This window comes from Vogesella lacus (genome assembly GCF_979366295.1).
This window is the reverse complement of record NZ_CEETQT010000006.1, coordinates 215,286-241,024: the sequence shown is the minus strand read 5'-3', so window position 1 is coordinate 241,024 and position 25,739 is coordinate 215,286. Positions and strand designations below refer to the sequence as shown.

Genomic DNA, 25,739 nt, shown 5'->3' with positions numbered 1-25,739 from the left:
CGGGTGATTGCAGACTGGATTGGGTTCTACAACCACCGGCGCCCACACCAAGCTTTGGGGATGAAGACGCCGGCAATGGCGTATCAATTAGCAGCCTGACCTGTGCAGAAAGGGCTGGGTCATTACAGACTGCGGCGACGAGATACCACCGGCCAGAAGGTTGGCCGCACCCGGCTGCACCCGTTGCGTGCAGTGCCAAAACAAACACGAAAGAAGGAGCGCCACATGAGCGGCGACAACAACGAACTGACCCGCGCCCTGGGGCGTATCGAGGGCAAGCTGGACATGATTGCTGCCAATCAGGCAAGCCAGGGCGACCGGCTGGACGCAATGGACGAGCGCCTGCGCCATGTAGAACAACAGGCCGCCCGCGCCGGAGCCATCAGCGGCGGCATCGTGGCCGTGGGCACCGCCATCGCGGTAGAGCTGGTCAAGCGGGCACTGTAATGGCACACGCCCCCGAAACCCGCGACAAGGTACGCCGCCTGTACGTGTTCGACCGTATCGGGCTGGAAATGGCCGCATTGCAATGTGGTGTGTCCATGTCCACCGCCAGCCGCTGGAAGCGCGAGGCGCAAGAAGCAGGGGATGACTGGGACAAGCTGCGCGCCGCTGCCATCCTGTCTGGCGACGGCATCGAAAGCATCGCCCGTGCCGCGCTGACCGGTTTCCTGACCCAGTACCAGGCGACGATGGACACGCTGAACGCGAACCCCGATATCCCGGCAGAAAAGAAAGTGGCGATGCTGGCCAGCCTGGCCGACAGCTTTAACAAGACGGTGGCGGCCTCGCGCAAGGTATTGCCGGAAACCAGCGAGCTGGCCACGGCAATGGCAGTGGTGCAGAAGCTGGCCAGCTTTATCCGCGAGAAATACCCCAAACATGCCCAGGCGTTTGTGGAAGTGCTGGAGCCGTTCGGGGAGGAGTTGGCTAAGACTTATGGCTAGTTAATTACGCCCTGGACCAAGCTGAGAATGGATTGGGGGTTGGAAAGCGCTTCGAGTCCTTTTTCGACCAACTTGTTGGTCACGATTTTGAGCGCCTCGCCAGGCAGGTCTTTCAGTGTGTCTGCAATGCGCCTTTTCTCCTCGGGAGGAAGGTCAGATGTCATGACTTTGGTTTCAAGCAAGTCGCGCACAGTGTCTGCATGCAGCTTGACGGTGACAGTGCCAAGGATGGCGGTAAGGCCGCCATCATCCGCTAAGAAATCCATCCCGCGGGCAGTGATGTTCAACTTGCTGAACAATCGTTCGGGAGAGTGTGGATTGGGGTGCTGGCAAGTAATTAGTCCATGCTCTTCAAGATAAGCCAAGTTGGCTTCTATCTGCTCGAAGTATTTGGTTATTACTTCTGAGTCCAAATACGCCATTTCGGTTTGATAAGGATAATGCGTTGCCAATCCTTTCAAAAGGTCATTTTGAAGCAATCGGTTTAATATCATTTAATTCCTCTCTGGTATTTAGTACTAAAGCAGATAAAGCTTATGACCAAGCTTACCAAAAAAACCTTCCTCAATGACGTCGCAATACTGGCCGCCGAGTACCGCCGCCTGCAGGCAATGGCCAGCTTTCGCTATTTCGCCCAGACCTACTTTCCGCACTACGTGAAGCACAGCCCGGCCACGGTGCATGACTACCTGTTTGACCGCTTCCAGCAGGTGGTAGACAACAACGTGGGCGACCACGACGCGGTGGCCGCGCCGCGTGGCCATGCCAAATCCACCATCGTCACGCAGATCGGCACGCTGTGGTGCATTGTCACCGGCCGCAAGAAATACCCGCTGATCGTGATGGATGCGATTGAACAGGCATGGCCGATGCTGGAGGCAATCAAGGCCGAGCTGGCGTTTAACCCGCGCCTGCTGCTGGATTTTCCCGAGGCCACAGGTCAGGGCAGGGTGTGGCAGGTGGGCACCATTGTCACCGCCAATGATGTGAAGGTGGAAGTGTTCGGCTCCGGCAAGAAAATCCGTGGCCGCCGCCACGGCCCGCACCGGCCTGATCTGGTGATTGGCGACGATCTGGAAAACGACGAGAACGTGCGCAGCCCGGAGCAGCGCGACAAGCTGATGAGCTGGATCACCAAGAGCTTGCTGTCCCTTGGTGCGGCAGACGACAGCCTGGACGTGTTCATTATCGGCACCATTTTGCATTACGACTCGGTGCTGGCGCGGCTACTTAAAAACCCGCTATGGAAAAGCGCCAAATTCCGCGCCGTGGAACGCTGGCCAGACCGCATGGACTTGTGGGACAGGTGGACAGAAATCCTGCTGGGCCAAGGCGAAGACGAGGCCCGCGCCTTTTACCAGGCACACCAGCCGGAGATGGATGCTGGTGTCCGCATCTGCTGGCCCGGTGGCACCAGCTTTTACAAGCTGATGGTGAAGCGCGCCCGCGATGGCCGCGCGGCTTTTGACAGCGAACAGCAGAACGACCCGCTATCGGGTGACGATGCGCCGTTTGCCCACTGCATCACCTTTTGGGTAAACCGCCTGCGCGAGTGGGTGTTTTACGGCGCGTGCGACCCGTCACTAGGCAAGGCGGGTGCCAGCCGCGACCCGTCTGCCATTCTGGTGGGCGGCTATAACCGCCACACCGGCATTCTGGACGTGGTAGAGGCCAGCATCCGCAAGCGCCTGCCTGACCGCATCATTGAAGATGTCATCGCCTTTCAGGCCGAATACCGCTGCGTGCTGTGGCTGGTGGAATCCGTCCAGTTTCAGGAGTTCATGCGCACCGAGCTGGTAAAGCGTTCCGCCGCCCGTGGCATCCCCGTGCCTGCCCGCGCGGTGAACCCGCACGGCGACAAGCTGCTGCGTATCGAGACGCTACAGCCACACATGGCCAACGGCCTGATCCGCCTGCACCCCAGCCAGCACACGCTGATAGAGCAGCTGCGCCACTTCCCCAAAGCCGACCACGACGACGGCCCCGACGCGCTGCACATGCTGTGGGCCGGTGCGCTGTCTGGTGGCGGGCAGATCGCCTATGAGGCGGTGGAACCCCATTCACAAACAGACTACGAAGGCTTTGCCGCTTTTGGCGGCGGTGCCTGGTAACGGTGATCTTATGGCAATACTGGATATCAACGGCAACCCGCTACAGCCTGCCACCCTGCGCGAGCCGCAAACCGCCGAGCTGTGGCTGCTGCAACACGACAGCGCCAGCCACCCCTCACGCGGCATGACGCCGGGCAGCCTGCACCAGATTCTGGAATCTGCCGAACGCGGCAATCTGGCCGCTCAGGCAGACCTGTTCCAGGACATGGAAGAGAAGGACGCGCACATCTATGCCGAGATGAGCAAGCGCAAGCGTGCGCTGCTGACGCTGGACTGGTCTGTCGAGCCGCCGGACAACGCCAGCCGTGCCGAGAAAAAACAGGCCGAGCAGGTCAAGGAATGGCTGACCGACTTGCCGGATCTGGAAGACATCATGCTGGACTGCCTGGACGGCATCGGCCACGGCTTTGCCGCGCTGGAAATCGAATGGCAGCGGCTGGGCAATGTCTGGTTGCAAAAGGCCATTACCCACCGGCCGCAACGCTGGTTTCAGACCGCGCAGCACGATGGCAACGATCTGCGCCTGCGTGATGGCAGCCAAGACGGTGCCGCGCTGCAGCCATTCGGCTGGGTCGTTCACAAGCACAAGGCCAAATCGGGCTATCTCAACCGCAGCGGCCTGCATCGTATTCTGGCCTGGCCGTATCTGTTCAAGAATTACAGCGTGCGCGATCTGGCCGAGTTTCTGGAAATCTACGGCCTGCCGCTGCGCCTGGGCAAATACCCCGCCGGTGCCACCAAAGAAGAAAAGGCCACGCTGTTGCGTGCCGTGGCCAGTATTGGCCACAACGCAGCAGGCATTATTCCTGACGGGATGATGATCGAATTTGAAGAAGCCGCCAAAGGCAGCCACGACCCGTTTATGGCGATGGTGTCCTGGTGCGAACGCAGCGTATCCAAAGCTGTTCTGGGCGGCACCCTGACCAGCCAGGCAGACGGGGCCAGCAGCACCAATGCGCTGGGCAATGTACATAACGAAGTACGCCACGATCTGAAAGTCTCGGATGCCCGCCAGCTGGCCAGCACGCTGAACCGCGATCTGATCTGGCCGCTGCTGGCACTCAATGCCAGCTCGGCAGACCCGCGCCGCCAGCCGCGCATCGTGTTTGACACCCGCGAACCGGAAGACCTGAAAGCCTACGCCGACAGCCTGCCCAAACTTGTCGGGCTGGGCCTGCGCGTCAAAACCAGCTGGGTACACGACAAGCTGGCCATTCCGGAAGCGGGCGAAGAAGATGAGGTACTTGTCGCCCCGCGCCCCGAGTTGGCCTTGCCACCCGAGCTGCGAGCGGTGACAAAACCGGCGCAAGCCGCCGCCGGTTTCCAATACCGCGCGGTGCTGACTAACGACCAGGGCGAGCCGGTCTATCCGGATCAGGCGGCGATAGATGCGACCAACCTTCCCGATGCCGCAGTCGACGCGCTGGCCAGCATGCTGGCACCCGTCATTGCGGCTATTCGGGAAGGAACCACGCCAGACGATGCACTGGCCGCACTGGCCGAAGCCTACCCGCAGATGGACGATGCCGCGCTGACTGACCTGATGGCGCGCGCCATGTTTGTGGCCGACGTGTGGGGGCGGATCAATGCCGGACGTTGATCTGGGCTTTGCCGTCAGCCTGCCGCCAGAAAAAGCCATCCAGTACTTTGAAGCCAAGGGCTACGCCATCGGCTTCAAATGGCAAGACGTGTGGGCAGAGGCGCACGCCAAAGCCTTTACTGTGGCCGGTGTCACCAAGCTGGACGTGCTATCCGACATTCGCGGCGCGTTAACGGACGCGTTAAAAAACGGCGAAACGCTGGCGGATTTTCAGAAGCGGCTGCAACCCGTATTGGAAGCCAAGGGCTGGTGGGGCAAAGGCCGCATCGTGGACAAATCCACCGGCGAGATTGAAGGCAAACGGCTGAACCCGCGCCGCCTGGAAACCATCTACCGCACCAATCTGCAATCAGCCTATATGGCTGGCCGCTACCAGGAACAGCTGGCCAACGCCGAATACCGCCCGTGGTGGGAATACGTGGCGGTGCTGGACAATCGCACCCGCCCGCGACACCGGCAAATGGCTGGCCGCGTGTTTCGCTATGACGACCCGTTCTGGCAAACCTTCTACCCGCCCAATGGCTGGGGCTGCCGCTGCCGCGTGCGCACCCGTAGCGGCCGCGACATCGACCGGCTGGGCATTACCCCCGCCAGCAGCGAAGGCCGCATGGCCACGGTAGAGCAGCCGACAGACCGCCAGGGCAATACCCGCCCGGCACCGGCCTTTCGTGATCCGGCAGGCGACACCTTCACCGCCGATGCTGGTTTCGGCTACAACCCAGGCCGCGCCGCTTACCAGCCGGAGCTGGACAAATATCCGGTGGACACCGCCCGCCAGTACGTGCGCGGCACACTCACCGGCCCCGACTTTGCCCGCTGGTATCGCCAACTGGATGGCGCTGTGGCCGAAGGGTTGGCCGCAGGCCAGAGCGTGAACGAGATCCGGCAGGCAGTCGCCACCGGCCAGCGTTATCCGGTGGCGGTGCTGTCTGCCGAATACCAGGCACAGCTGGGCACACAGTCACAAACGGTCTGGCTATCGGATGACACGCTGGCCAAGCAGCTGGCCAACCGGCAAGGGCAAGACGTGGCGCTGGCAGATTACTGGCGGGTGCAAGAGGTGCTGGAAAGGCCTGTGCTTGTGATCCAGGAAAAAGAGCTGCACCTGAAGTTCATAAACTTGCAGGGGCGTTGGTGGGCAGCGATTGTCAAAGTGACGCGGGATGGGAAGGAAAACTGGCTGCAATCGTTCTATCCGACCAGTGAAAAGGAAATCAGCCGGATACGGAAAAGCGGGAAAGTGATCTGGGAAAGCTGACTCCGGGAGAGGCTCCCGGCTCTCTCACGCGATCCGCACCTTTACAGGCATGTCCTACGGCAGGGAGATTCACCGTGTTTCCGGAGTCAGTTTGAGTATACGCCATGATAGACATCAAGATCGACCATAGCGGCATCACCGCCGCCCTGCAGCGTGTAATCCAGGCTACACAGCAACGCGCACCGCTGATGCGCAATATCGCCGCCATCATGGCCGATGCGGTGGAAGAAAACTTCGCCCAGGAAGGCCGCCCCAAATGGCAAGGGCTGAAACCGCCCGGCCGCCCCGGCGGCAAGATCCTGCAAAAATCCGGCCAGCTGGCCGCCAGCATCACCCCCTATAGCGACAACGACAGCGCCGTGGTGGGCAGCAACAAAAAATACGCCGCCATCCACCAGTTTGGCGGCAAAACCCGCGCCCACGTCATCAAGCCACGCAACAAGAAGGCGCTGGCCTTCGGCGGCCGCGTGGTCAAACAGGTGAATCACCCAGGCAGCGTGATCCCGGCACGGCCGTATCTGGCACTGACCGCAGAGGATGAGCGCGAGATCGAACACGCGGCACAGGACTATCTGCGGCGGATTATCGGGAATTAGGCAAAAGGCGCGTAAAGGCGTTTTGGCGGGGTTTATTGCGCGGACTGGCTGTGAGAGTGTGCGATGGTGGGTTGTGAGGTTCTAACGGGATTCTAACGTATGGCAATTTATGCTAACCTGCATAATATGATTCCCCAGACAGTTTCCAATACTTTCATCGACGAGATCAACGCGGCGTTGCGTGGGTTGCGTACGCCTTCGGAGTTTGAGCTTAAGAGATGGCAGCGCAGCGCTTCTGCGTTATTGGACAAATCAGCTGAAGATGCTGCTGACGGTTATCAGCTCTTGGGTATGTTGGCAGTCTTCTCTGGTGATCTTGATACCATCGCATGTAATTTCAATACAGCTTTATCGTTGATGCCTAACAATGTAGTTCTGCAGTCCAATTTCATTATGGCGTACTCAAATGCGTTGAGCAGTGAATTGGCAATGGCAGAAATGCGGGCTAGCAATCTTGACATTTTCTCATGTGGCATGACTGGTGGCATGATAAGGGTGATTGCAAGTAGCGGTCATTTGCTATATGCAGAAGAACTTCTAAAGCGTGCTGGGGATAGTGTCATGGATGATGGATCTGCCCGAACTAATCTGACTGCAACGCTAATACATCAGATGGCGGCTCAACTTGCAAAATCTGCTGATGGTGAAGTGATTCTTAGTCGCTGGATTAATCGTGTCGAGTCAATGATTCGTGAGCGACTGGCGGGTAGCAACTTTGTTGCTACTGAAGAGTACGGCTGGCATGCAGATGGAGGCAGCTGGATTCACTATCGTGTACCGCTATCCGTTGAAGATAGCGTGGATCTGAATTTTGCGATTGCGGATGTTTTGGCTGCCGATACAGATGCAGACCTGTCTGCTTTGCCTGCTATTATGGTTTTGCCTCATGCCGATCAAGCCAACTGATATTCTTGCTATCGCTCATCACCTTCACGCGCAAAAGACGGAACCTGCCTTTCGCAGTGCAGCCAGCCGAGCCTATTATGCGGCTTATCATTCGGCACTTTCCTATGCAAATGAAAAGGGATTGGAGTCTCTTGAGCACTTGCAAATGGCGACGCATGAGAAGTTGAGCCAGCGTTTTGTAAACGGTGGAGATCGAAGTACGGCCATTATGCTCAAAAGCATGAAGTCGCTTCGCGCTACTGCTGATTATGATTTGGATAAGTCAGTTGATGAGATGCAGGTAAAGGTACAGCTGCAAACGGCGCAGAAGCTAATTGATAAATTAGCCAGCTAAACCCACTGAACCCCCTCAGCTAATCCCGCCCCAACATGCCCCGCACAATGCGGGGCATGGCACATCCAACCCCCTACATCGCCGCGCTGACGGTTGACCTCGCCCAGATCGGCACTGCCGATGGCGAAGCGCCGCGCGTCATCAAGCTGCTACCTGCTGGCGAATTCCGCGCCCGTGACGGCCGTCCGGCCGAGTGTGCGGCGTGGTCGCTTAATGCCACCTTGGCCGCCGTACTGGTGACCGAAGCCGGCCGCCGCGCCACGCGCTATGTCATCGACTACGAACACCAGACCCTGCGCAGCGTAGACAACGGCAAGCCTGCACCGGCCAGCGGCTGGTTTGGCACGCTGGTGTGGCGCGATGACGGCTTGTACGCCACTGATGTGGAATGGACAGCCGCTGCCGCCGCGATGATTGTGGCCAACGAGTACCGCTATCTCTCCCCGGTTTTTACCTACGACAAACAGGGCCGCGTGACTGGCCTCTTGCATGTCGCCCTCACCAACAATCCCGCGCTGGACGAGCTGCCCGAAGTCGGGGTGGCGGCCTTGTCGCGTCTGGTTTCCCTCACCACGTCCCTTATCCAGGAGGAACCTGCAATGGACGAACTCATCGAGCAGCTGCGCTGGCTGCTCAATCTGCCCGTGGGCGCAACGGCGGAAGACGTCAAAGCCCAGCTTCAGAAGTTGATCGAAAAGCTGTCTGGTGGCCAGGGCACGGCGGCGGCCAGTGTCGATCTGCCCAAGTTGCTGGCCGACAACCAGACCCGCATTGCCGCACTGTCGGCCAATCAGGCTGACCCGTCGCGTTTTGTGTCGGTAGACACCATGCGCGAGCTGCAAGGCCAAGTGGCGGCGCTGACGGCCCAGCTGCAAGGCAATCAGGTAAACGAGCTGCTGACGGCGGCGCTGTCTGATGGCCGCCTGCTACCTGCGCAAGAGCAATGGGCGCGTGATCTGGGCGCATCCAACCTTGCTGCGCTGCAAGGCTATCTGGCCACCGCGCCGAAGATCGCCGCGCTGTCCGGCACGCAGACAGATGGCAAAGCCCCCGCCGGTGCCGAGACGACAACCAGCCCGGACGCCGACCTGCTGGCCGTATGCGCCATGTTCGGCAATGACCCGGCCACTGTGGCCACCGCCCGGAAGGAGTAAGTCATGGCCAACACGACCCAAGACCGCAATACCCCGTTTAAGGACAGCGAGCTGGTGGTGGTGCCGGTGGCTGCCGGGGTGAAGATCCCGGCCGGCACGCTGGTGGCCATCAACGCCGATGGCTTTGCCACACCGGGTGCCTCGGCCACCACGCTGACCTATTTCGGCCGTGCCGAAGCGGCGGCAGACAACAGCGCCGGTGCCGATGGCGCGCTGTTTGTCACCGTTCGCCGTGGCAAGGCGTTCAAGTGGGGCAACGAGTCATCTGATCCGGTGAATCAGGCCAGCCTCGGCCGTCCCTGCTTCATCGTTGACAACCAGACCGTGGCCAAGAGCAACGGCAGCAATACCCGTTCGCCCGCCGGCCTCGTGCTGGGTATCGACAGTGATGGCGTCTGGGTTTTGTAATCAAAGGAGAAACACATGCTGGTTAACGCATCGACCCTGAGCGCCATCTTCATCAACCTGAAGACCACCTTCAATAACGCCTTCACCACCGCCCCGAGCCAGTGGCAGGACGTGGCCATGCTGGTGCCGTCCACCGGCAAACAGAATGACTATGCCTGGCTGTCCAACTTCCCGCGCATGCGCAAGTGGATTGGCGAGAAAGCCGTCAAGGCACTGTCTGCGTCCAAATACAGCATCGTCAACGATGACTGGGAAGCCACGGTAGAGGTAGACCGCAACGATATCGAAGACGACAACCTGGGCATCTACAAGCCGCAGGCCGAAATGGCCGGTCACTCGGCCAAGCAGCTGCCGGACGAAATCGTGTTTGACCTGGTCAACCAGGCTTTCACCACGCTTTGCTACGACGGCCAGTACTTCTTTGATACCGACCATCCGGTAAACGGCCAGTCGGTGTCCAACAAGGGCAGCAAGAAGCTGTCCTGCGCCAGCCTGGCAGCGGCACAGGCCAGCTATGGCGCGGCACGTACCGCGATGAAGAAGTTCAAGGACGACGAAGGCCGCCCGCTGGCGATCAACCCTAACGTGCTGCTGGTGCCCTCTGCACTCGAGGACACGGCCAACCTGCTGATGACGGCCGAGCGTTTCGAAGACGGCACGCCCAACCCGTATCGCAACACCGCCAAGGTCGTTGTCGCGCCGTGGCTGGCCTCGGATGACGCCTGGTTCCTGCTGGATACCGCCAAGCCGGTCAAACCCTTCATCTATCAGGAGCGCAAAAAGCCGGTGTTTGTCGAGCAGACCGACCCGCAGGCTGACAATGTCTTCAACCGCAAGAAGTTCAAGTTCGGTGCCGAGGCACGCGCAGCTGGTGGCTATGGCTTCTGGCAGCTGGCCTACGGTTCTGACGGCAGCGTGGCGTAAGCGAGGGGGTAATCATGGCTGAACGTAAACCCAAGACCACGCCTGACGGGGGCGAGGTTAAACAAGATCCCGCCATCCAGGTCCAGTCCGTGCTGCAGGATGATCCGGCAGCCGCAGCGCCGACATCGCCGGAGCCTGAAGCTGCTGAAGGCGTGGCCAGCCCGTTTGGCCCGGACGCTATCGCCGTGGTGGCCAAGTGCGAACGCTTTCGCCGCGCCGGGCGCGAGTTCGGGCGCGACGTCACCCTGATTCCCTTGGCCGAGCTGAACGAGGCCCAGCTGGCCCAGCTTTGCCAGGAGCCGATGTTGGTGGTGCAGCCGGCCCACATCGCCGGGGAGGGCTAAGCATGTATGCCACCCGTGACGATATGTGCGCCCGCTTCGGTGACAACGAGGTGGTGATGCTGACCGACCGCAACCGCAGCGGCCAGATTGACGATGCGGTGCTGGATCAGCATCTGGCCGATGCGGCGGCGGAGATCGACGGCTTTCTGGCCGGGCGTTATCCGTTGCCACTGGCCACGCCACCCCGCGTGTTGACCGGCTACGCCTGCGACATCGCCCGTTACCGCCTGTGCGGCAGCATGGCGATGGTGACCGACGACATCCGCGACCGTTACCGCGACGCCGTGCGCTTTCTGGAGCACGCCGCCAGCGGCAAGGTCAGCCTGGGCGGCATGCCGTCCGGCACGGTGGCGGCGACTTCGGACAACAGCGTGGTCATGGTCACGGCGGGCAGCGTGTTCAGCCGCGAGAGCGGTACGTACTGATGATCGCCGCCATCGAAACCGCACTGATCGCGCGGCTGCAGCTGGGCTTGGGGCAGATGGTGCATCAGGTGGCCAGCTATAGCGGCGAGCTGGACGACGATCTAGGCCAGGTTGTCCGCTGCTTGCCGGCGGCCTGGGTGACCTTTGGCGGCATTACCGACACCCGTCCGTCCAGTACCAGCCGCAGCAAGCAGAAGGCCACCGGCCAGTTTGTGGTGATGGTAGGCGAACGCAACCTGCAACAGCAGGCCAGCCGCCACGGCGGTGCGCGTGGCGAACAGGTGGGCATTTACCCGCTGGTCTATGCCGTGCGCCGCCTGCTGTCCGGGCAGGATCTGGGACTGGCCATCTCCCACTTGCAAGCGGGCAAGGTGCGCACGCTCTACAACACCCGGCTGAATGCTGACGCCTTTGCCGTGTTCGCCTGCGAGTTCAGCTGCAGCTGGCTGGAAGACATGCTGGACAACGGTCATTGGCCCACGGCCGCCACGCCAGGCAGCCCGGATGCCGTGTTCGCCGTATATCGCGGCAAGCTGCAAGCGCCTGATCCTGACTGGCTGCGTACCGGCCTCAACTATCACCTGACGCCTGACGACGGCCAAGCCGACGCCCAGGACATCATTAACAGGAGCTAACCATGAGCACCATGAAAGTCATCGCCGCCCCCGGCATTGCCGTGCCGAAAGAACACGCTCCGCGCGACCACATCAGCGACGCCGAGGCGGTAGACGTGCCCGCCAGCACCTATTACCTGCGCGCGCTGGCCGATGGCGATTTGCTGCCAGCCGCTGCGGCCAACCCCGATGACAAAACCGCCGCTAAAACCCCTGTTAAAAAAGGAGCTGAATAATGGCCAGCCCTAACATCGGCTTTGACAACATCCCGTCCAGCATCCGCAAGCCGGGTAAATACTTCGAGTTCAACACCAAACTGGCGGTGCGCACGCTGCCAGGCAATCTGCAAAAGGTGTTGATCCTTGGCCAGAAGCTGACGGCCGGCAGCCAGCCCGTGCTGGCACCGGTAGACGTGTTCAGCGATGACGAGGCCGCCCGCCTGTTTGGCCGGGGCAGCCAGCTGCACCTGATGACGGCCGCCGCTATTCGCGCCAACCCTTACTTGCAACTGACCGCGCTGGCGGTGGCTGACCCGGCGGGCAATGCCGCCACGGCGACCACCACGCTGACCGGCACCGCCACCGGCAGCGGCGTGCTGACGGTATGGCTGGGTGCCAACCGTGTCGATGTCGCTATCAATGGCGGCACCGCTGCAGCAGCAGCCGCGACAGCACTGGCCACGGCGGTGAATGCCGAAAGCGAGATTCCGGTATCCAGCGTGGCCGCTGTCGCCGTGGTCACCCATACCTGCTACCACAAAGGCACGCTGGGCAATGACCTGAAACTGTCGGCCAGCAGCACGGTGCCGGGCCTGACGGTTGCGGTTACCCCGTTTGCCGGTGGCACGCTGGAGCCGGACTACGCGCCAGCCTTGGCTGCCGTGGCGGGAGCCGGCCACCACGTCCTTGTCGCGCCGCAGTCCAGCCAGACCCAGCTCACCGCATTGCGCACGCATCTGGAATTTGTCTCCGGGCCGATGGAGCAGCGCGGGGCAATCGGTGTCTTCGGTTGGGCAGGCACCTTGGCCACCGGTACCACGCTGGCCGGCCAGATCAATAGCGGCCGCATCAGCGGTGCCTGGCACCGTGGCAGCCTGCGCCTGCCGTGCGAGATTGCCGCTGCCTACGCCGCCGTACTGGCGGGCGAGGAAGATCCGGCACGGCCGCTGAACACGCTGGAGCTGGCTGGTCTGGATGTCACGGCCATCGACCAGCGCCCGCTGCGCACCGAACAGGAAAACGCCCTCTATAACGGCCTGACGCCGCTGGAAGTTGGCCCCGGCGACCGCGTCCAGATCGTGCGCGCCATTACCACCTACACCAAAGACCCGCAAAACGTGGCCGATGTCTCGCTGCTGGATATCACCACCATCCGCACGCTGGACTATGTGCGCCGCGCCTGCCGCGAACGTATCAGCCTGCGCTTCCCGCGTGAAAAGCTGTCCGAACGCACGGCCGACAAGGTGCGTAGCGAGCTGCTGGATGTGCTGTTCAAGCTGGAAGAGCTGGAGATTGTCGAGATGGTCGAGGCCAACAAGCCCGGCCTGATCGTCGAGCGAGACAGCCAGGACGTGAACCGTCTGAACGCCAAGATCCCGACCGATGTGGTGAATGGTTTGCATGTGTTTGCCGGTCGCATTGACCTGCTGCTGTAAAGGAGAACGACATGGCACTGGAAGAATACGCCGGCGCGATTGTGCTGGAAGTGGACGGCAAGGAGGTCGAAGTGCTCGACCTCAATATCACCAGCAAGACCGGCCGCAAACTGGTGAAAACCATGAACAAGACCGGCAGAGCCAAAGGCTTTTCCAAGGGTATTGCCGAATACGATCTGTCAGTCACGGTGGTGATTCCGATCACGGGTGATCTCGCCTGGGACGATATCGTCGGGGCCAAACTCACCATCTATCCGGCCACGCCGGCTGGCAAGCGTGAAAGCTATATCGACTGCTTCTCGCTGGAGGTGGGCGAAAAGTACAGCGTGGATAACGAAGGCCGCCGCGACATCAAGTTGGCCGCACTGCGCAAAGTGAAGGAGTAAGCCATGACCCTGCAAGACGAACTGCGCTATGGCGTGGAATACCCGGCTGGCTCTGGCCAGTGGCACTACGCCTACGAAATGCGCCTGCCAACCGTGGCCGACAATATCGCCGCGATCGAGGAGCACGGGGTGGATTCCAATATGCGGCTGAATACGGCCATGCTGGCCCGCTGCCTGGTCAAGCTGGGCGACATCCCGGCGGAGGCGATCGGTTACGAGCTGGTGGCCAGCCTGGTTGATGACGATTTCGACGTGCTGGCCAGCACCCGCGAGCAGCTCAAAAAAAAGCGGCTGCAGCAGAAAGCCAGCTTGTCGGCCTGCGCCTTGCCATCCTCGCCCTTGGCAAGCACGGCATCAGCGAGCAGCGCGCCCGAGAACTGACCCTGCCAGAACTGGAAGGCTATCTGTCTGCTCTGGGCACGCTGCATGGCCAGCCCGCCCAGGGCAAGACAGATAGCACCAGCCGCCGCATCACCTCCCAGCGAAGAAAGAAACCCCGCTAAATGTCACGCAATATGGAAGCTGCCCTGGTACTGACTGCGCGCGATGAGGCCTCGCGCCCGCTGGCGCGCAGTCTGCATGACCTCACCCGGCTGGCCAGCGAGGCAGGCAAAGTGATGGGCACCAGCGGCCAGACAGGATCGCGGGCCATGCAGCAGCTGGGGGCCGAAAGCAAGATCACCGGGCAGGCGGTGAGCGGGATTGCCCGCCAGGCCGGCGCGGCCGGACACGCCGTGACAACCGCCACGGCCGCTGGCAGCAAGACGATGCAAGGTCTGGCAACGGACAGCAAGGCAGCCGGTACAGCTATTGCCGGCATTGCCCAGCCTGCGCGCAGCACCGGGCAGCACCTTGTCACCGCCGTGCAGGCAGGCAGCCAAGCCCTGTACCGGCTGCGTAGTGACAGCCGGCAGGCCGCTGGCAGCCTCTACAAACTGGTGCCGGCCGCCACTCAGGGTGGTCAGGCATTAGAAGCCGTAACCGCAGCCGGCCGTCGCGGCATGACGCAAGTCGCTGACCACACGCGCAGTGCAGAACGTGCCGTCATCGGCCTGACACGCGAAAGCCAGCGCATGGCCAGTGCCCGCCAGCAATTGGGCATACGTGCCGAACAGCTCATTCAGCGCGAGATCCGCCAGACCGAAGCCGCGTACCAGCGCCTGGCACGTAGCGGCAGGCTGTCGGCCAGCGAACAGGCTCGAGCCTATCAGGCAATGCGCAGCCAGGTGGCGGCGCTCAAGCGTGAAATGCAGGGAGTGGTTGAGCAGCAAAGCAAGCTGGGTGCCGCAGGACGCGGGCTGGTGGCCGCCGGCACAGGCACCGCTGCGGCAGCCTATGTGCTGAACCGGCCGTTGAGCAGCATTGCCGATTACGATTTGCGCCTGCGCAATATGGCCAACACCGCCTATGCCGATCAGGGCTTGGCCGGGCGACAAGCTGGCCTGCGCGAGATGCGTGAAGTCATTCGCCACAGTGGCGGCAACCGCGATGCAGCGGCCGAGGCGCTGGACAATATGATTGCCAGTGGCAGCCTGGGAGAAGGCAAGGCTGGCCGTCAGGCCGCTTTCGACATGCTGCCGGTGGTGATGAAGTACGCGACTGCCGGCGATGCGAATCCCAACGAGCTGGTGGATATTGCCCTCAAGGCCAGAAAGACGTTCGACATCCGCAATCCGGCCAAGGCGCTGGAAATGGCACTGCAAGGCGGCCAGCTTGGCGGCTTTGAAATGAAGAATATGGCCAAGTGGCTGCCGGCACAGATGGCGGCCGCCTCGCTGGCCGGCATGAAGGGCGAAGCCGGCCTTGCCAAGCTGGTAGCACTCAATCAGAGCGCGGTGACCACCGCCGGCAGCAAGGACGAAGCCGGTAATAACGTCGTCAACTTTCTGGCCAAGCTGAATGCCAGCGAGACCGCCGGTGATTTCAAGAAAGTCGGCATCAACTGGCACCAGCGCCTGATCGACGGGGCCAAGGCCGGGCGGGATGCGGTAGATGTGTTTGGCGACACCATAGACGGTCTGCTGCAAAAGAATGCCGCCTACAAAAAGCTGCAGGGCGAGTTGGCCAGCGCCCCGCCTGAGGCACGCAAGGCCAAGCTGGATCAGATGTCGGCCATCCTGCAGGGCGCAGTCGTCGGCAAAATTTCTGCCGACCGGCAAGAGCTGATGGCCGTGCTGGCCTATCTGAACAACCGGCAGGAACAGGCTGCCAACGAGCGCAAGATTCTGGCGGCCAAGCCCGGCGAAGCAGCCGACATCAACCTCGCGCTGATCAAGGAAAGCGAAGCCTGGAAAAGCCAGCAGTTCGACAACACCGTGGCTGAAAAGCAGTTCGACGCCATGAAAGGACTGTCCGAAACCGTCGGTGACACCAAGCTCAAGCTGGTGGACTACGCCGCGCAATATCCGGGGCTGTCAACGGCGCTGGTCGGGGCGACAACCGCGCTGACGGCACTGGCGGCGGCAGCGGGTGCGGCCAGCCTCAGCAGCATGCTGACGGGCGCGGGTAGGGCGTCCGTGTTGTCCGGGGTGGGTAGCAAGGCTGCTGGTGCCTTGCGCGGCCCGGCTACCGGCATGCTGGCCAGGGCAGGTGTTGCCGGAGGTTTGTCATGGCTGGCGCTGCAAGGAGCCAAGGCGGCCGGTCTGCCGGATGTCAACCGTGCCCAAGGGCAAAAAGACCTGAAAAACGGCGATTTGCTGGGCGCATCCCTGCATTTGCCGGCGGGGGAATTCCTGTCTGCATGGTGGCGTAACGAGCACAAGACAGCTGCGCCGCCGGCCCGACCCGCATCGCCTTTTGCCCCGCCCGCCAGCTCGCCCTATCCGGCACGCAATGCCCCGGCCAGCCTGCCGGTGCCGCAGCTGTCCGTATTGCAGTCGGCAGTCAGTGCCAGCGCGCGCATGGATGCCGCCGCGCTCAAGTTCCAGCAGGCCGCCAGCCAGCCGCAGCCGGTGCATGTCACGGTAGACGTTAAAAACGGCAATATCGTCGCGGCCGTTAACGCCGCCAACAGCTTTACTGCCCGGAGAAACTGATGGCCTGGCAAGACACCCTGCTGGATGCCTCGTTCCGGGGCATCGTCTTTGATTGTGAATCCACCCGCGACAGCGCCCGCCGCGATGTCGTGCAACACGAATACCCGTACCAGGACGGCGCGGATACCGAAGACCTTGGCCGCAAGGCGCGGCAGTTGTCGCTGACGGCAGTATTCTGGGGCGATGATTACGATACGCGGCTGCAACGCTTCCTGCAGGCGCTGGATACTCCCGGAGCCGGCGAGTTGATCCACCCGGTATTCGGCAGCATCAAACAGGCGCAGCTGCTGGATTACAGCATCGAGCACGATGCCGACAGCGTGGATGCCTGCCGCATCAGTCTGAACTTTGTCGAGCACACCACCGGCCAGCCATTTTTTGTCCAGCAGCTGGCCGTGCAGAAAGCCGCCCAGACCAGCCAATTGGCCAGCATCAGCCGAGGTGCCGGCATCAAGGTCTTTGCCGGCATCATTGACCGCTTGCGGGCGCTGGCCAACCCCGCCCAGCTGGCGGCCATGCGTGGCTTGCTGGCCGCCACGATTGGTGCCATCCGTGCGCAGCTGCAAGAACTGATCAGTGTCGCGCTTGACCTGATCGACGCCCCTCATGCCTTTGCCGCCGATGTGCTTGGCCTGTTCAGCCAGCTTGCCGACCTGCGCGGCTTTGATGCCGAGGTCTGGTTTGCCGACTGGCAAAGCCTGAGCAAGCAGCTGGATAGCCTGGTGCTGTTGCCGGAAAAGCTTGCAGCTGGCAAGAGTCTGAGCGATGAGCCGGCCGGTACCGTGCCGGGCATGGGTACCGGGGATGGCACTGGCACAGGCTCTGGCACCGGATCAGGAGCAGGCACCGGGTCAGGTACTGGAACCGGGTCAGGAACCGGCTCGACCGCTGGCAATCTGGCCACGGCACTGGCGGGGCTGGATGGTGGTACTCGTTTTGTCACCGCGTCCGCCTTGCCCACCGCCACGGTTACTGCCGTCAGTCTGCTGCTGCAGCTTGGCAAGGCCACCACGCTGGCAGACACCGCCGCGCAACTGCTGGCCATCGAGGCCGAGCAGCCGCGATTGTCCCCGGTGGAGATCCAGATCCTTGCGGCCGACGTGCGCCATGCCGTGCAAGCCACCATCGACCTTTATCGCCGCGAGCTTGACCTCGAGACGGCACGCCCGGTGGTTGAAGCCTTGAAAGACACCGCATTGGCCGTGCAGGCAGCAGCGGCCAGCATCATCACCCTGCGCCCGCCCTTGATACGCCGCCGGGTCGAGGCGGCGGCCAACCTGCATCTGCTGGCACATCACTGGTATGGCGACTACACCCGCGCCGCCGAACTGGCACGGCTGAACCCGCAGTTGACCAACCCGAATTTCATTGCCGCCGGAGACACGCTCAATGCCTACGCCCGATAACACCGTCACCCTGCTGGTAGGCGGCAAGGCACACGGAAACTGGCAACGCTACGAGATCGACAGCGACTTGCTGATTCCGGCCGATGCCTGGCAATTGCAGCTGGGTTTGCAAGACGGCCAGCTGCCGCCAGCGGTACAACCCGGTGCCGACGTGACGGTGATGGTTGGCCGCGACGTGGTGTTGACCGGCCGGATTGACGATATCGACGACAGCATCAGCCACGACGGCCATACCCTGAGCCTGTCCGGCCGCGATCTGGCCGCCACGCTGGTGGATTGCAGCGCCCCGGTGTTTACCGCCAAGCAAATCACCTTGGCCGAGGTGGTGGCCAGCGTGGTCAAGCCGCTGGGCATTCAGCGGGTAAAGGTACTGGCCAAGGGCGGTGCGCGTGACAAGGTCAGCATTGATCCGGGCGATACCGCCTGGGACGTACTGGCACGCGCCGCCGAAGCTGTCGGCCTGTGGCCGTGGTTTACGCCCGATGGCACGCTGGTGGTCGGCGGGCCGGATTACAGCACCCCGCCGGTCGCCAGCCTGATCCTGCGCCGTGACGGCAAAGGCAATAATGTGCAAAGCCTGAGTCGGCAGCAGAGTCTGGCCGCGCGCTATTCCGACATCACCGTCCTTGCCCAGGCACACGGCACGCAGGCAGATGCAGGCCGCCACGCGCTGAAAGCCCAGGTCAAAGACCCGGCGGTGACCGTCTACCGGCCAAAGATCGTGCAAGACGCCGATGCCGAAAATATGGCCGACACCCGCGCCCGTGCACGCAAGCTGCTATCTGACAGCCGCCTGCAGGGCTTTACCCTGACAGCGACGGTCACCGGCCACCGCATCAGCAGCGGCCAACTGTGGCAGCCCGGCCAGCGCGTGCATGTCCTCAGCGAACCGCACGGCATTGATGGCGTGTATTTCCTGATGGCGCGCAAATTCCAGGGCGGCCGGGAGCAAGGCACAACCACCACGCTGACGCTGAAAGAAGATGGCGTGTGGGTGCTGGATGCGCATCCGGACAAGCGTGACAAAAAGCGCGCAAAACGCCAGAAAAAGGACGATGGCCTGAACGCCATCGACGTGGGTTAAAGCATGATTCAGGACATCGACAAACGCATCCGCCGTGCGCTATCCGGCATCCGCCAGGCTTTCCGTGGTGTGCTCACCCGGACAAGCAACGCACCCGGCAGCCTGCTGGTACAGGGCGAAGGCCTGGCCGCCGAACCGCTGCAGGATGTGGAGCTGTTCCAGCAGTTTGGCTTTACCTCCAATCCGCCACCCGGTACCGCCATCATCGTGTTACCGATGGGCGGGCGCACCAGCCACGGCATCATCATCGCCACCGAAAACGGCCAGTACCGCGTGCAAGGCCTACAACCGGGCGAAACCGCCATCTTCAATGCCTTTGGTGACACCTTTGTCTTTAAAGACGGCCAGATCGACGGCACCACCAAGACCTTCACCCTGACGGCGACCGAGAGCATGAAATTCGACAGCCCAACAGCCGAGTTCACCGGCGCGGTGACGGTGCAGCAGCAGCTGTCCGGTAATGGGGGGTTGGCGGTTCAGGGCGGAAACGGTGCCACGTTTAGCGGCGATGTGCAGCAGACCGGTGGCAGCTATGTGACGGATGGGGATGTGGTGGCGAGCGGCAAGAGCCTAATGCATCACAACCATCCTGGTGATTCGGGCGGTGTTACGGGCACTCCAAACTAATTCAGCCAACTGTAACGTTGGCTGAATCATTCCATCTAAAAAAGCTCATAAGCGGCGAAAGATACGTGGGTCAACGCCAATGGATCCGACTCACTTCAGGCTTGACCATAAGAACGTTAGCTAGCTCATCATGTAGTTCAAGAAATGCTTGATCATGTGCGGGGTTTGTGAATTTTGTCTTGGACTGGTTGTCTTGACTGTAAGTAAAGAGGTCCGCCGGTACAGTCACATCCCACCCTTGGCGGCGGCGGAACTCTGCAATCAATGACCCAAAGGTAGGTTCTCTGTGTAGGACGTGGCACGATTGGAGATCAAGCAGTTCTTGAGTAACCTCACAGCGAGGCTCTGGCTTGCCACAATGAGCCTGTCTTAGCCGATTGATTTTAGTCTCTACCGCTACGTGACATGCATCACGAAAGTCTTCTTGGATTGTGCCCTTAACGCCATCCACTGCCTTCGGGAGCGAGAAGTCGGTAAAAGTCCCATCAATACGCATAACATAAAAACAAGATGTATTTCCGTGTTCTGGAGAACGATCTTTATAAAAGTGCAGTACTCCGGCTCCTTTTTTTATCGCAGCCTCGTGGTGATTTTCGAGCAAAGCAAGCAACGCTGCGTGGTGCGCTGCATCTTCTACTTTTTGCTTATCTACATACTGATCAGAGATGTTGCGGAAGAAACCTTTCGCACTTGTCTTCGTTTGGAACTCCAGACCCTCACCCAAATATACCTTCTTCGCCATCTTCCTCTCCCGTGACAATGATTAGTGCATATTATTTACACCTGTAACATGTAAGAGCGCAAGACTTGCTACGTACCAAAAGTACTGAAGCCCTTCCACTCCGCCCACCCCTACCATGCCCATCACACTGCAGGGCATGGACGCCTTACTCTCCCCCGACACCGCCGATTACACCGGCACCCGCACCGATACCCTGGCCAATGCCGTCTATCTGCGCCTGAGCACGCCACTGGGCAGCTGGTGGGCTGATCCGCTGCTGGGCAGCCGCCTGCACGAGCTGCAACGCGAAAAAGATGTCAGCCGCGTGGCGGTGCTGGCGCGTCAGTACACCGAGCAGGCATTGCAGCCGCTGCTGGATGATGGCCGCACCACGCGCCTTGCCGTGACGGTCGAGCGGCAGCCGGGGCGGCTGGCGTTGCAGGTCGAGGTGGCTGATGCCAGCGGCCGCCACCAGACCTTTACACATGTAGTGGTGGTGGGCTGATGTTTCCCGTTCCCGATTTCGACGCGATCCGCGCCGCCCAGCTGCGCGATATCCGCAACCGCCTGCCCGATGCCGATACCGGCAGCGACAGCGACTGGTTTGTCCGCGCCAGTGCGACAGCCAGCGCCATCGAAGGCTTGTATCAGCATCAGGCCTGGCTGGCGCGGCAGATCTTCCCCGACACCGCCGACGAAGACTTGCTGCTGCAACACGCGGCCTTGCGGGGTCTGTACCCGAAAGCCGCCACGCCAGCAGAAGGCCGGGTGCGGCTGGCCGGCACGGTCGGCACGGCCTTTGCCGCCGGCATCGTGCTCAAGCGCAGTGATGGCCTCAGCCTGCAAACCTTGGCCGCCGGCGTCATTGGCAGTGGCGGTAGCGCCGAGGTGGCCGCCCGTGCGGTGTTGCCAGGCGTGGCTGGCAATACTGCCGCTGATACACCGCTGGTGCTGGTGACGACACCGTCCGGGCTGGATAGCCGTGCTACGGCGCTGGCCCTGGGGGGCGGCACAGACACGGAGTCCGCAGCCAGCTTGCTGGCCCGGCTGCTGGATGTGTTGCGCCGGCCGCCTGCCGGGGGCAATCGCTGGGACTTTCGCCGCTGGGCGCTCGAGGTGCCCGGTGTGGCCGCCGCGTTTTGCTATCCGCTGCGGCGTGGGCCTGGCACCGTTGATGTGCTGGTGACAGCCGATGCCGGCCTGCCTTCAGCCAGTACGCTGGCGGCGGTGCAGGCTTATATCGAGGCGCGCCGGCCGGCGGGCATGCAGGACGTCAAGGTTCTGGCCCCGGTGATCCGCACTGTGAATTTTCGGGTGGCGCTGCGTGTAGCCGGCCAGCTGGCCGACTATCAGGCCACCGTCCAGCAGCAGCTGGCGGGCTGGATGGCACAGCTGGCACCGGCGGATGACGTGATCAAAAGCCAGGCCGAGGCGCTGATCAGCACCATTCCCGGTGTGATCGACCGCGCAGTGCTGGAGCCGGCCACCAATATCAGCGCGCTGAACAATGACAGCACGGTCGAGTGGTGCCAGTTGGGCAACGTGGTGGTGGTGCCCTTATGAGCCATGCCCGCCTGTTGGCCAGCCTGCTGCCACCGCTGAGTTATGCCACTGAAGCCCCGTGCCTGAAGGCTGGCCAAGTGGCGGAAGGTGCCGCCCTGGACGCCGCGCAGGCCAGTGCCCGCGCCATGCTGACCGACCAGCCCTGGCTATTGGCCGACCCGCGTTTGCTGGCCGACTGGGAGCGGGTGCTGGCGATCACGCCGGCCGCCACAGCCACCACCGCCGAGCGGCAGCAACAGATTCGCGTGCGCCTGCTGGCCACCGGTGGCCTGACGCTGGCGTACTTCAAAAAACTGCTGGAAGCCAGCGGCTACAGCGTCTTGCTGGACGAGCCGCGCGGTTTTCGGGCCGGCGAGCATAGTGCCGGTAACCGCCTCTACGCCCCGGCTGCCGTGCGCTTTTACTTCCGCATCCGCCTGCGTCGCAATGGCCAGCCTGTGAGTGCCAGCGACAAGGCAGCACTGGCCGCGTGGCTGGAAGACATCAAACCGGCCTACAGCCACTTCGATATCGAGGACTAGACATGAAGCGCATCGATACTGCCGATGGCAAGTTCAACGATGGCGACCCGTTTGCCGGCGTGCAGGGCACGGTTGTCACCGCTGCATGGCTCAATGCTGTGCAGGAAGAGATTCTCACCGTTATCACCCGTGCCGGTCTGACGCTGTCAGCGAGTCCGGATCAGCTGGCTAATGCGATTGATGGTTTGTTGGCCGCTCACCGTACACAAAGCAATGCGCTTTATGCAGCCAAGACCCTGCCGGTTGCCAGCGAGGTATTGCGCGGCATTGTCGAGCTGGCAAGTAATGCCGAAGCATTGGCGGGTGCAGATACCAGCCGTGCCGTGACGCCGGCTTCGCTGGCTGCTGTTGTGGCAGCCCACCTGGCTGCTATCGACCCGCATCCGCAATATCGCGATGCCAGCAATCTTAATGCAGGTCAGATTGCGGCCACATTACTGCCAGTGGCCTCTGTCCCTCTGCGATCAACCAATATTGTGGCAGGTACGGATCTGAACACGATTCTGGAGCCGGGTTTTTACACCCAGACCGCTAACTCATATGCCCAAAGCGGCAGCAATTACCCGGTTCCGAAGGCTGGCTCATTAGTGGTTCAGCGCGCTGCCGGGATAACCCAGCAGTATTTCACTTACAACGATGGCGCACCGGAGGTTTACTTCCGGGCCATGTATGAGTGGCCTGCCGGCAACGTCAAATGGTCGCCGTGGAACCGGATTATTCATAGCGCAAACGCGAACGAGATGATCCGGACGCCCGCTGCCCGCTTTTACTTTGCCCATTGCTGATTACAGGAGATCTCTATGCCATCCGGCGTATTTTTTGCAGGCATTGCGCCTGCCGGCCAGCTGGTCGATACCGGGCTGGTGCCTGCTGGTCGATACCGGGCTGGTGCCTGCTGGCACCGTGCGCACCGTTACCATTCGCATTACTACCGACTATGTTCCGGTCGATCTGCAACTGTATGCGGGGCCAACGGTTACTGCCGACCGCGCACGCCGATTGGAACCCAGAAAACTGACCATCAAACCAAATGGCCTGTACCTGCTGAGCGGTGAAGTCATCGGCGCGGGTGAGCGCGTGGTGGTGCAGGCATCCGCCGAGTGCGTGGTACGCATCACCGGCTTTGAGGAGATGGCATAAATGGTGGCAAGACTGATCAGCCCGCAAGGGAGCGATATCCCGTTTGCTGTCTTGCCGGGGCAAGACATTTACGGCACGGGTCGGGTACGGGTGTTTACTTCTACCGAGAGCTTTATCGCCACTACAGATCGCGCCCGCGTGTCGTGCATCGCCCCCGGTGGTCGCAGTGGCAACAGCGGAGCCAGCGGCAATGGCATTGACGGGGCCAGTGGTGGCTCGGGTGGTGGCGGCGGTGCGGGTGGTGGTGGCGGCTTTGCTCAAGCGGAAATTGGCCTCGTCGTTGGCGATGCCTACACCGTGACGGTGACGCCAGCCGGCACGGTCTCGTTTTCAAACCTGATCAGTGCGACAGCCGGTTTGGCTGGCACCAACGGGGCGGCTGGCACCGCAGCGAGCAGTGCCACGGTTGCCGGCAAGGGAGGCGCTGGCGGTGTCGGTGGCAATGGCGGTACGGGTGCTGGCGGCCAGATCAACCGCCAGGGTGGTAAAGGCGGCAATGGTGGCGCGGGCGTGGATGGCATTGTCGATAGCGTGGGCTACGCCCCTGCCCAGTCGGGTGGCGGCGGCGGTGGCGGCGGTAGCAGCGGCCTGGACGGTGGTCAGGCGGGCGGCAACGGTGCGCCAGCCACGCGGAATTCAGATGCCAATTCGACCGCAGCAGGACAGCCAGGGGGGGGGCGGCGGCGGTGCCGGCACCGGTGGCGATGGCGGCCATGCGGCCACCAGTACCTCTGGCGCGGGTGGTGGTTCCGGTGGCTCGGCCACAGGTGCCCAGCCGGGCGTCAATATCTCGGGCAACAGCACGGGAGAAAGCGATATCTACGCCTTCAGCCCACGCTCGCCGGTAGATATGGCATGCCGGGGTGCTGGTGGCACGCTGACGCAAAAGCCGGGTAGCGGGGGCGGCTCGGCAGGTGGCAGTAGTGGCGATGTCGGCATTGCCGGTATCGGTGCCGGGGCTGGCGGTAGTCCGGGGGCCACCGGGCAAACCCAGCAAACCAATGGCAATAACAATGTGACAGCCGCACCAGGTGTGGCCGGCATCGCGGTGCGTACTGTCCCTGGGCTGGGTGGTGGCGCGGGAGCACCCGGAGGTGCCGCCGGGCCAGGGGCGGGCAACCGGATTGACGGGGGTATCCCGCTGGCCGGTGCCGGCGCGGCGGGTGCCAGTGGCCAGCCGGGTGGCTTGGGCTGTGTCGTCGTCGAGTTTTAAAGGAGAACCATAATGGCCAAAGCGTGGATGATTGACGGTGTAGTACACGATGTCGTGCGGGGCGACCCGGTGGCGCTACTGCACCCGGACATTGCTGTTTACTACGACACCGATGTGGCGGATACGGTGCAGCCTGGCGCAAAGTTGATCGACGGCGAGTGGGTCAATCCCGCTGTCGAGGTGCCAATGCCCGATACGCCAGTAGTGCCGCCAGTGAAAGTCTCGCCGGTCGAATTCCGCTTGCTGTTCACTGCGCAAGAACGGGTAGCGATCAATGCGGCCCGTGCGACCGATCCGGTGATTGATGACACCTACAGCATCATCGAAGACCCGCGCCTGACGCATGTCGATCTGGGCCTACAGTCGACACGCGATGCGATTGACTACCTGATTGCCAAGGGGCTGGTCGATCCGGCCCGGCGTGACGCGATTCTGCTGGGGGCCTTGCAATGAGCCGCGTCTATCTGCTGCTGTTATATCCGCTGTGCGTTCTCGCCTCGGTATTAGCGGCGCTACGCATGGCCTGGGCGATTGCAGCCAATCCGCAGCGCGCCTGGCGTTTGGCGGTGGCGCATGACCAACTGGCCAATGCAGCAGCCAACGGCGATGAGGATGAGACCATCAGCAGCCGTGCCGGCAAGGCGAAACGTGCCGGCCGCCGCTGGGGCTGCGTGCTCTGTGGTCTGCTCGACCGGCTAGACCCGCAGCACTGTGACAAAAGCATCGAAGAAGACGAAGGGCAACAGCCAGGCGTCTGAATCAGAGAGA

General features: G+C 61.9%; 34 protein-coding genes. 32 read left to right on the top strand and 2 right to left on the bottom strand.

Translation table 11 applies throughout. The features are described 5' to 3' along the window. Positions 1-3 precede the first annotated feature (3 nt). From ACZ9W6_RS09980 to ACZ9W6_RS09965, 4 genes are read left to right on the top strand one after another with little or no spacing between them, the layout of a single operon-like run. Positions 4-99, top strand: coding sequence for an integrase core domain-containing protein (locus ACZ9W6_RS09980; protein ID WP_465190979.1), 96 nt, complete (start codon positions 4-6; stop codon positions 97-99). 1 nt (position 100) lies between these two features. After that, positions 101-229 (top strand): TraR/DksA C4-type zinc finger protein, encoded by a 129-nt coding sequence (locus ACZ9W6_RS09975; RefSeq protein ID WP_465190978.1) that lies wholly within the window; start codon positions 101-103, stop codon positions 227-229. Then, positions 226-447 carry a hypothetical protein gene (locus tag ACZ9W6_RS09970; RefSeq protein WP_465190970.1) on the top strand — a complete coding sequence of 74 codons (222 nt, stop codon included), beginning with the start codon at positions 226-228 and terminating at the stop codon, positions 445-447. The genes ACZ9W6_RS09975 and ACZ9W6_RS09970 overlap by 4 nt, the downstream gene beginning before the upstream one ends. After that, on the top strand, positions 447-947 hold the full coding sequence (locus ACZ9W6_RS09965) for a DUF1804 family protein (protein WP_465190969.1): 501 nt from the start codon (positions 447-449) through the stop codon (positions 945-947). The genes ACZ9W6_RS09970 and ACZ9W6_RS09965 overlap by 1 nt, the downstream gene beginning before the upstream one ends. Here ACZ9W6_RS09965 and ACZ9W6_RS09960 read toward each other — a convergent pair. Beyond that, the gene (locus tag ACZ9W6_RS09960; RefSeq protein ID WP_465190968.1) at positions 944-1,441 is read right to left on the bottom strand and encodes a hypothetical protein; all 498 of its coding nucleotides are present in this window, start codon (positions 1,439-1,441) and stop codon (positions 944-946) included. The two genes, ACZ9W6_RS09965 and ACZ9W6_RS09960, sit on opposite strands and share 4 nt — an antisense overlap. A gap of 42 nt (positions 1,442-1,483) precedes the next feature. Here ACZ9W6_RS09960 and terL point away from each other — a divergent pair, with 42 nt between their 5' ends. From terL to ACZ9W6_RS09860, 20 genes are all read left to right on the top strand, one after another. After that, entirely contained in the window at positions 1,484-3,058 is a 1,575-nt protein-coding gene (gene terL / locus ACZ9W6_RS09955; RefSeq protein ID WP_465190967.1) for a phage terminase large subunit, read from the top strand. Positions 3,059-3,068: 10 nt separating this feature from the next. Further along, positions 3,069-4,658 carry a DUF935 domain-containing protein gene (locus ACZ9W6_RS09950; protein ID WP_465190966.1) on the top strand — a complete coding sequence of 530 codons (1,590 nt, stop codon included), beginning with the start codon at positions 3,069-3,071 and terminating at the stop codon, positions 4,656-4,658. Next, positions 4,645-5,916, top strand: coding sequence for a phage head morphogenesis protein (locus ACZ9W6_RS09945; RefSeq protein WP_465190965.1), 1,272 nt, complete (start codon positions 4,645-4,647; stop codon positions 5,914-5,916). The genes ACZ9W6_RS09950 and ACZ9W6_RS09945 overlap by 14 nt, the downstream gene beginning before the upstream one ends. Positions 5,917-6,020: 104 nt before the next feature. After that, the gene (locus ACZ9W6_RS09940; RefSeq protein ID WP_465190964.1) at positions 6,021-6,512 is read left to right on the top strand and encodes a phage virion morphogenesis protein; all 492 of its coding nucleotides are present in this window, start codon (positions 6,021-6,023) and stop codon (positions 6,510-6,512) included. A 99-nt stretch (positions 6,513-6,611) separates the two neighbouring features. Beyond that, entirely contained in the window at positions 6,612-7,418 is an 807-nt protein-coding gene (locus ACZ9W6_RS09935; protein WP_465190963.1) for a hypothetical protein, read from the top strand. Further along, entirely contained in the window at positions 7,399-7,752 is a 354-nt protein-coding gene (locus tag ACZ9W6_RS09930) for a hypothetical protein (RefSeq protein WP_465190962.1), read from the top strand. The genes ACZ9W6_RS09935 and ACZ9W6_RS09930 overlap by 20 nt, the downstream gene beginning before the upstream one ends. A gap of 56 nt (positions 7,753-7,808) precedes the next feature. Continuing rightward, positions 7,809-8,906: a phage protease gene (locus tag ACZ9W6_RS09925; RefSeq protein WP_465190961.1), complete on the top strand. Its 1,098-nt coding sequence runs from the start codon at positions 7,809-7,811 to the stop codon at positions 8,904-8,906. Positions 8,907-8,909: 3 nt separating this feature from the next. Then, positions 8,910-9,314 carry a hypothetical protein gene (locus ACZ9W6_RS09920; RefSeq protein WP_465190960.1) on the top strand — a complete coding sequence of 135 codons (405 nt, stop codon included), beginning with the start codon at positions 8,910-8,912 and terminating at the stop codon, positions 9,312-9,314. A 15-nt stretch (positions 9,315-9,329) separates the two neighbouring features. Next, positions 9,330-10,238, top strand: a complete 909-nt coding sequence (locus ACZ9W6_RS09915) for a Mu-like prophage major head subunit gpT family protein (protein ID WP_465190959.1) — start codon at positions 9,330-9,332, stop codon at positions 10,236-10,238. Positions 10,239-10,252: 14 nt separating this feature from the next. Beyond that, positions 10,253-10,582, top strand: a complete 330-nt coding sequence (locus ACZ9W6_RS09910) for a hypothetical protein (protein WP_465190958.1) — start codon at positions 10,253-10,255, stop codon at positions 10,580-10,582. A gap of 2 nt (positions 10,583-10,584) precedes the next feature. Further along, on the top strand, positions 10,585-11,007 hold the full coding sequence (locus ACZ9W6_RS09905; protein WP_465190957.1) for a gp436 family protein: 423 nt from the start codon (positions 10,585-10,587) through the stop codon (positions 11,005-11,007). Next, positions 11,007-11,642, top strand: coding sequence for a DUF1834 family protein (locus tag ACZ9W6_RS09900; protein WP_465190956.1), 636 nt, complete (start codon positions 11,007-11,009; stop codon positions 11,640-11,642). The genes ACZ9W6_RS09905 and ACZ9W6_RS09900 overlap by 1 nt, the downstream gene beginning before the upstream one ends. 2 nt (positions 11,643-11,644) lie before the next feature. Next, a complete protein-coding gene (locus tag ACZ9W6_RS09895) occupies positions 11,645-11,857 on the top strand; it encodes a DUF2635 domain-containing protein (RefSeq protein ID WP_465190955.1) in 213 nt (70 codons plus the stop codon). Further along, positions 11,857-13,275 (top strand): phage tail sheath subtilisin-like domain-containing protein, encoded by a 1,419-nt coding sequence (locus ACZ9W6_RS09890; RefSeq protein ID WP_465190954.1) that lies wholly within the window; start codon positions 11,857-11,859, stop codon positions 13,273-13,275. Before ACZ9W6_RS09895 ends, ACZ9W6_RS09890 begins: the two co-directional genes overlap by 1 nt. Before the next feature lie 11 nt (positions 13,276-13,286). Then, complete coding sequence (locus ACZ9W6_RS09885) at positions 13,287-13,661, top strand: phage tail protein (protein WP_465190953.1); 375 nt, start codon at positions 13,287-13,289, stop codon at positions 13,659-13,661. A 3-nt stretch (positions 13,662-13,664) separates the two neighbouring features. Continuing rightward, positions 13,665-14,042: a hypothetical protein gene (locus ACZ9W6_RS09880; protein WP_465190952.1), complete on the top strand. Its 378-nt coding sequence runs from the start codon at positions 13,665-13,667 to the stop codon at positions 14,040-14,042. 122 nt (positions 14,043-14,164) lie between these two features. Continuing rightward, the gene (locus ACZ9W6_RS09875) at positions 14,165-16,696 is read left to right on the top strand and encodes a phage tail tape measure protein (protein WP_465190951.1); all 2,532 of its coding nucleotides are present in this window, start codon (positions 14,165-14,167) and stop codon (positions 16,694-16,696) included. Beyond that, a complete protein-coding gene (locus ACZ9W6_RS09870) occupies positions 16,696-18,102 on the top strand; it encodes a DNA circularization protein (RefSeq protein ID WP_465190950.1) in 1,407 nt (468 codons plus the stop codon). The genes ACZ9W6_RS09875 and ACZ9W6_RS09870 overlap by 1 nt, the downstream gene beginning before the upstream one ends. Then, a complete protein-coding gene (locus tag ACZ9W6_RS09865; RefSeq protein WP_465190949.1) occupies positions 18,086-19,186 on the top strand; it encodes a phage baseplate assembly protein in 1,101 nt (366 codons plus the stop codon). The genes ACZ9W6_RS09870 and ACZ9W6_RS09865 overlap by 17 nt, the downstream gene beginning before the upstream one ends. Before the next feature lie 3 nt (positions 19,187-19,189). After that, positions 19,190-19,813, top strand: a complete 624-nt coding sequence (locus tag ACZ9W6_RS09860) for a phage baseplate assembly protein V (protein WP_465190948.1) — start codon at positions 19,190-19,192, stop codon at positions 19,811-19,813. 70 nt (positions 19,814-19,883) lie between these two features. Here ACZ9W6_RS09860 and ACZ9W6_RS09855 read toward each other — a convergent pair whose 3' ends face one another. Next, positions 19,884-20,555, bottom strand: coding sequence for a DCL family protein (locus tag ACZ9W6_RS09855; protein ID WP_465190947.1), 672 nt, complete (start codon positions 20,553-20,555; stop codon positions 19,884-19,886). Positions 20,556-20,691: 136 nt separating this feature from the next. Between ACZ9W6_RS09855 and ACZ9W6_RS09850 the strand changes: the two genes are divergently transcribed. The 8 genes from ACZ9W6_RS09850 (at position 20,692) to ACZ9W6_RS09815 (ending at position 25,729) form a co-directional block, all read left to right on the top strand. After that, a complete protein-coding gene (locus ACZ9W6_RS09850; RefSeq protein WP_465190977.1) occupies positions 20,692-21,039 on the top strand; it encodes a phage GP46 family protein in 348 nt (115 codons plus the stop codon). After that, the gene (locus tag ACZ9W6_RS09845; RefSeq protein ID WP_465190946.1) at positions 21,039-22,097 is read left to right on the top strand and encodes a baseplate J/gp47 family protein; all 1,059 of its coding nucleotides are present in this window, start codon (positions 21,039-21,041) and stop codon (positions 22,095-22,097) included. The genes ACZ9W6_RS09850 and ACZ9W6_RS09845 overlap by 1 nt, the downstream gene beginning before the upstream one ends. Continuing rightward, on the top strand, positions 22,094-22,618 hold the full coding sequence (locus ACZ9W6_RS09840; protein ID WP_465190945.1) for a putative phage tail protein: 525 nt from the start codon (positions 22,094-22,096) through the stop codon (positions 22,616-22,618). The genes ACZ9W6_RS09845 and ACZ9W6_RS09840 overlap by 4 nt, the downstream gene beginning before the upstream one ends. Before the next feature lie 2 nt (positions 22,619-22,620). Further along, positions 22,621-23,403 (top strand): pyocin knob domain-containing protein, encoded by a 783-nt coding sequence (locus ACZ9W6_RS09835; protein WP_465190944.1) that lies wholly within the window; start codon positions 22,621-22,623, stop codon positions 23,401-23,403. A gap of 34 nt (positions 23,404-23,437) precedes the next feature. Beyond that, on the top strand, positions 23,438-23,758 hold the full coding sequence (locus tag ACZ9W6_RS09830) for a hypothetical protein (RefSeq protein WP_465190943.1): 321 nt from the start codon (positions 23,438-23,440) through the stop codon (positions 23,756-23,758). 397 nt (positions 23,759-24,155) lie between these two features. Beyond that, complete coding sequence (locus ACZ9W6_RS09825; protein WP_465190942.1) at positions 24,156-24,971, top strand: hypothetical protein; 816 nt, start codon at positions 24,156-24,158, stop codon at positions 24,969-24,971. A 12-nt stretch (positions 24,972-24,983) separates the two neighbouring features. Next, entirely contained in the window at positions 24,984-25,424 is a 441-nt protein-coding gene (locus tag ACZ9W6_RS09820) for a hypothetical protein (RefSeq protein WP_465190941.1), read from the top strand. Then, the gene (locus tag ACZ9W6_RS09815; RefSeq protein WP_465190939.1) at positions 25,421-25,729 is read left to right on the top strand and encodes a hypothetical protein; all 309 of its coding nucleotides are present in this window, start codon (positions 25,421-25,423) and stop codon (positions 25,727-25,729) included. Before ACZ9W6_RS09820 ends, ACZ9W6_RS09815 begins: the two co-directional genes overlap by 4 nt. The last annotated feature ends 10 nt before the right edge of the window (positions 25,730-25,739 follow it).